At 56.5% G+C, this 5,424-nt stretch carries 6 protein-coding genes; all 6 read right to left on the bottom strand.

The window, feature by feature from the left end; translation table 11 throughout:
* Positions 1-180, bottom strand: a 180-nt coding sequence (locus M0974_RS19020; protein WP_297840164.1) for a hotdog domain-containing protein, incomplete at its 3' end; no start/stop codon positions are given.
* Positions 181-319: 139 nt separating this feature from the next.
* Positions 320-1,375, bottom strand: a complete 1,056-nt coding sequence (gene ruvB, locus M0974_RS19025; protein WP_297840167.1) for a Holliday junction branch migration DNA helicase RuvB — start codon at positions 1,373-1,375, stop codon at positions 320-322.
* Positions 1,376-1,984 (bottom strand): Holliday junction branch migration protein RuvA, encoded by a 609-nt coding sequence (ruvA, locus tag M0974_RS19030; RefSeq protein ID WP_297840170.1) that lies wholly within the window; start codon positions 1,982-1,984, stop codon positions 1,376-1,378. It lies immediately after the preceding gene.
* 143 nt (positions 1,985-2,127) lie between these two features.
* The gene (gene ruvC, locus M0974_RS19035; RefSeq protein ID WP_297840173.1) at positions 2,128-2,652 is read right to left on the bottom strand and encodes a crossover junction endodeoxyribonuclease RuvC; all 525 of its coding nucleotides are present in this window, start codon (positions 2,650-2,652) and stop codon (positions 2,128-2,130) included.
* A gap of 127 nt (positions 2,653-2,779) precedes the next feature.
* A complete protein-coding gene (locus M0974_RS19040) occupies positions 2,780-3,526 on the bottom strand; it encodes a YebC/PmpR family DNA-binding transcriptional regulator (RefSeq protein ID WP_297840175.1) in 747 nt (248 codons plus the stop codon).
* 146 nt (positions 3,527-3,672) lie between these two features.
* Positions 3,673-5,424, bottom strand: a 1,752-nt coding sequence (gene aspS / locus M0974_RS19045; protein WP_297840178.1) for an aspartate--tRNA ligase, incomplete at its 5' end; no start/stop codon positions are given.

Genomic DNA, 5,424 nt, shown 5'->3' on the forward strand with positions numbered 1-5,424 from the left:
CAACAGGTCCTCTCCTACCAGCTGCGATTGGGCAAAACCCAACGCTCGTAGCTGCTCGGTTCGAGCCCGCTCCATGAATTTCAAATAGTTAACGTAATAAACGATGCCGCCTGCATCGGTGTCCTCGTAATAAACGCGACAGCGATGTACAAACGACTGAACCCCGTTTTGCGCGCGCATACTCTAGTGCTTACTCCCCGGAATGCCAATCCGCCAGACAACTGTTTTTCATTTTTTGCCGCTTATTGCCAGCCTGATCGATGTATCTGCCTGTCAGACCACCAAAACCCCGAATAAATCAGCACGTTGTGCAGTTTATTTAATCGTCTGCGTCATCAACAAAATCACTGGCGACGGGCATTTCACCCATTCGCGATGGAATGTTCAAACCGAAGTGCAGATACGCGTGTCGAGTTACGACCCGCCCACGTGGGGTACGCATGATATAGCCTTGTTGAATCAAATAGGGTTCAAGAACGTCCTCAATGGTATGACGCTCCTCGCTGATGGCGGCAGCAAGACTGTCGACACCCACCGGACCGCCGTCGAACTTCTCGATCATGGTCAGCAGTAGACGCCTGTCCTGGTGGTCAAAGCCACGTTCATCGACATCCAACAGGTTTAGTGCCAGATCAGCGGTCGCTTTGGAGATATGACCATTACCGCGGACTTCCGCGTAATCACGCACGCGACGCAGCAAGCGGTTGGCGATGCGTGGTGTCCCTCGGGCACGTCGGGCGATTTCGAAAGCACCCTCTGCCTCAATGGGCAATCCCAAAATGCCGGCCGAACGAGTAACAATCGTGGCCAGGTCGGCAGTGTTGTAGAACTCAAGGCGCTGGACGATACCGAAGCGGTCACGCAGCGGATTGGTCAGCATGCCCGCTCGGGTGGTCGCCCCGACCAAGGTGAACGGCGGCAGATCAAGCTTGATTGAACGCGCAGCAGGACCTTCGCCAATCATGATGTCGAGCTGAAAGTCTTCCATTGCCGGGTAAAGCACTTCCTCGACAATGGGCGAAAGCCGATGGATTTCGTCGATGAACAGCACATCGTTGGGTTCAAGGTTGGTCAAAATCGCCGCAAGATCACCCGGACGCTCCAGCACAGGCCCCGACGTACTCTTGATCGAGACGCCCATCTCTTGGGCGATGATATGCGCCAAGGTGGTTTTACCCAGACCTGGCGGCCCGAAGATCAGCGTGTGATCCAACGCTTCGTTGCGTCCGCGTGCAGCCTGGATGAACAGCTCCATCTGCTCGCGCACTACCGGCTGGCCAATATAGTCAGCCAGACTCAGCGGACGGATGGCGCGGTCCAATTGTTCGTCCCGGTCGCGGCCGGTCGCGGTTATCAAGCGGTCAGCGTCGATCACTTAAACCATTCCCTTCAAGGCACGTCGAATCAGGTCTTCGCTGCTCAAATTCTTATCCTTGATGGCAGACACCGCTTTACTCGCTTCCTGAGGTTTGTAGCCCAGGGAAATCAAGGCACTGACTGCATCCGACTCAGCCGTCGCCACCTGCGGCGCGGCATTCGGACCATTAGAGACCAGGGTGAAGCTTCCCGGCAATGACTCCCACGCTTTGAATCGGTCTTTGAGTTCGACCAACAGCCGCTCGGCCGTTTTTTTGCCAACCCCCGGAATTCGAGTCAAAGCGGAGGTGTCCTGCGCCTGAACGCAGCGAACAAGTTCGTCCACTTCCAGACCAGACATCAGCGCCAATGCCAGTTTCGGGCCGACGCCGTTAAGGCGGATCAGCTCACGAAACAACTCACGCTCACGTTTTTCGAAAAAACCGTAGAGCAGATGCGCGTCTTCACGTACCACCAAGTGGGTGTGCAAGGTCACAGGCTCGCCCACATGGGGCAGCCGATAGAGCGTACTCATCGGCACCTCCAACTCGTAGCCGACGCCGTTGACATCCAGAACCAGGTGCGGCGGCTGTTTTTCAGCCAGAAAACCGCGTAACCGTCCAATCACGTATCAGATCCTTTCTTATGGCCAGCCGTGGCCTATGTTCAATAAGCCAGTGTTCAACAGTAGCGATCCCGCTGACACAAATAATGGTCGCCATCATTACAGGAGTGACAGGACCACGGGAAAAAAATTAAGCAAATGATGTATCAGAGGCGCAACCGACCGCTGCGGCTTCGAGCAGCGCTAAGCCCGTGGGGTATGAGGCTAGAACGGGTGTGCGCGTGACACAGCGCAATGGCCAGCGCATCGGAAGCATCAATCTGAGGTTTTTGGGTCAGTTTCAGCAAATGCATGACCATCATCATGACTTGTTCTTTATTAGCCGCGCCGGTTCCCGCAACCGCCTGCTTGACCTGGGTCGCAGTATATTCAGCAATTTCCAGGCTCTCTTCGGCGCCCGCTACAATCGCCGCGCCACGTGCCTGACCCAGCTTGAGCGCCGAGTCGGCGTTACGCGCCATAAACACCTTTTCGATGCCCATGGTCACGGGGCCGTACGTCTGAATGACTTCTCGCACGCCGCGATAGACTATTTGTAAGCGTTCGTGCAGCAGACCGCTGCCGGTGCGAATACAACCCGATGCCACATACACGCAGCCGCGGCCCGTGTCTCGCACTACGCCATAACCGGTAATTCGCGAACCGGGGTCGATACCAAGAATAAGAGTCATAACGCCTGCAGCTTAAGAAGTGACGCACAATGCATGCAGCATAAAGGCAGAAGCCGGGGGCCGATAGCGCGCGTTGATCGCGGTGTCGTACCCCCGGCTTCGATTTGAACTGCTGACTGTAGTTTGATCAGCCGAGCTGCTCTAGGACGTCATCCGGAATTTCAGCGTTGGAATAGACGCTTTGCACATCGTCCAGGTCTTCAAGCATGTCGATCAACTTGAGGACCTTTTCGGCGGTGTCCAGATCCAGCACGGCGCTGGTGGTCGGCAACATGACAATTTCTGCGTCGACGGCCTTAAAACCGGCAGCCTCCAACGCATTACGGACCGCATAGAAACCTGTGAACGAGGTAAACACGTCGATGGAGCCATCTTCGTTGCTCACCACGTCGTCGGCGTCCGCTTCCATCGCTGCTTCTATAAGGGTGTCTTCGTCGACACCGGCCGCGAAGGAAATCTGCCCTTTGCGGTCGAACAGATAGGCTACCGAACCATCTGTACCCAGATTGCCACCGCATTTGACGAATGCATGACGAACAGCGGCGGCAGTGCGGTTACGACTGTCGGTCATGGTTTCGACCATGATCGCTACGCCACCTGGGCCGTAGCCTTCGTAACCAAGCTCTTCTACATCGTCACCTTCAGCCGAGCCGGCGCCACGAGCGACCGCACGGTCAATGGTGTCGCGCGTCATGTTGGCGCCAAGTGCCTTGTCCAACGCCAATCGCAAGCGCGGATTGGTGCCTGGATCACCGCCACCCTGACGAGCAGCTACCGTCAGTTCACGGATCCACTTGGTGAAGATCTTGCCTTTCTTGGCATCCTGACGCTCTTTGCGGTGCTTGATGTTCGCCCACTTAGAATGACCTGCCATGTCTCGCTCCGAATTCTTTTGAAACGCTCACACTTTTCGCGCCGCTCATGCGGGCAAAAAGCTTCAACAAATTCTGTTGCCGGACGGATCAGGGCGCATCAGCACTGTGATTGACGACAGTGCGATGCGCCCCGCTCGGCTACTGCTTACTCAGCCTTAGGCTGTTCGCGCAAACGAATGTGCAATTCGCGCAACTGCTTGGCATCCACAACACCAGGAGCTTGGGTCATTACGTCCGCAGCGCTCTGGGTTTTCGGGAACGCGATCACTTCACGAATCGATTGGGCGCCGGTCATCAACATCACCAAGCGGTCCAGACCAAACGCCAGGCCGCCGTGGGGTGGAGCGCCGTACTTCAAAGCGTCCAGCAGGAAGCCGAATTTCTCTTGCTGCTCGTCTTCACTGATGCCCAGCAGACGGAACACCGCTTGTTGCATTTCCTTGCGGTGGATACGGATCGAACCGCCGCCCAACTCAGTGCCGTTAAGCACCATGTCGTAAGCGCGAGACAGGGCCGTCGCTGGGTTGGCCTCGAGTTCCTCCGGGCTGCATTTCGGTGCAGTGAACGGGTGGTGCAATGCCGTGAAGCTGCCGTCGTCGTTCTCTTCGAACATCGGGAAGTCGACAACCCACATCGGTGCCCATTCGCAGGTGTGCAGTTTCAGGTCGTTGCCTACCTTGATCCGCAGCGCGCCAAGGGCTTCGCTGACGATCTTGAATTTGTCGGCACCGAAGAACACGATATCGCCATCGACAGCGCCAACACGGTCGAGAATCACCTTGAGGTTTTCCTCAGGAATGAACTTGACGATAGGCGACTGCAGGCCTTCAGCCCCCTTGGCGCGCTCGTTGACCTTAATGTAAGCCAAGCCTCGGGCACCGTAGATGCTAACGAACTTGGTGTAGTCGTCGATCTGGCTGCGCGGCATGCTGGCACCACCCGGTACACGCAAAGCGGCAACACGGCCCTTCGGATCGTTGGCCGGACCGCTGAACACTTTAAATTCCACGGCGTTCAGTTGATCGGCAACGTCTACCAGCTCTAGGGGGTTACGCAGATCCGGTTTGTCGGAGCCATAACGACGCATGGCTTCGGCGAATGTCATGTGCGGGAAATCACCGAACTCCAGGTCAAGGACTTCCTTGAACAGCTGGCGAATCATCTTCTCGGTGATGCCGATAATGTCTGCTTCGTTAAGGAAGCTGGTCTCGATGTCGATCTGGGTGAATTCCGGCTGACGGTCAGCACGCAGGTCTTCGTCGCGGAAGCATTTGGCGATCTGGTAGTAACGATCAAAACCGGCAACCATCAACAACTGCTTGAACAGCTGTGGCGATTGCGGCAAGGCAAAGAAGCTGCCTGGGTGTGTGCGGCTAGGCACCAGATAGTCACGAGCACCCTCAGGGGTAGCACGGGTCAGGATCGGCGTCTCGACATCGAGGAAGCCGTTCTCATCCAGGTAGCGACGGATGCTGGTAGTGACGCGCGAGCGCAAGCGCAGCTTTTCGGCCATTTCTGGACGACGCAAGTCGATGAAGCGATAACGCAGACGGGTTTCTTCGCCCACGTCAGAGAATTCGTTCAGCGGGAACGGCGGGGTTTCCGATTCGTTCAGCACTTCGAGCTCATAGCCCAGCACTTCAATAGCACCAGACGCCATGTTTGCGTTGACAGCGCCAGCAGGACGCGCGCGCACCTTGCCAGTCACCTTGACCACGTACTCACTGCGCACACGATCGGCGGCGGCGAAAGTATCAGCGCGATCCGGGTCGAACACAACCTGAGCCAAGCCTTCACGATCACGGATATCGAGGAAAATCACCCCGCCGTGGTCACGACGACGGTGGACCCATCCGCAAAGGGTAATTTCCTGACCTTCCAGGCTCTCGTTCAGTTG

The sequence above is a fragment of the Pseudomonas sp. genome (genome assembly GCF_026224925.1).
In the GTDB taxonomy this organism is placed as follows: Bacteria; Pseudomonadota; Gammaproteobacteria; order Pseudomonadales; family Pseudomonadaceae; genus Aquipseudomonas.

What these genes read in the sequence shown, in the direction of transcription:
- ruvC (WP_297840173.1), bottom strand. Translation starts at nt 2,652, where the DNA reads ATGACTCTTATTCTTGGTATCGACCCCGGTTCGCGAATTACCGGTTAT.
- M0974_RS19040 (WP_297840175.1), bottom strand. Translation starts at nt 3,526, where the DNA reads ATGGCAGGTCATTCTAAGTGGGCGAACATCAAGCACCGCAAAGAGCGT.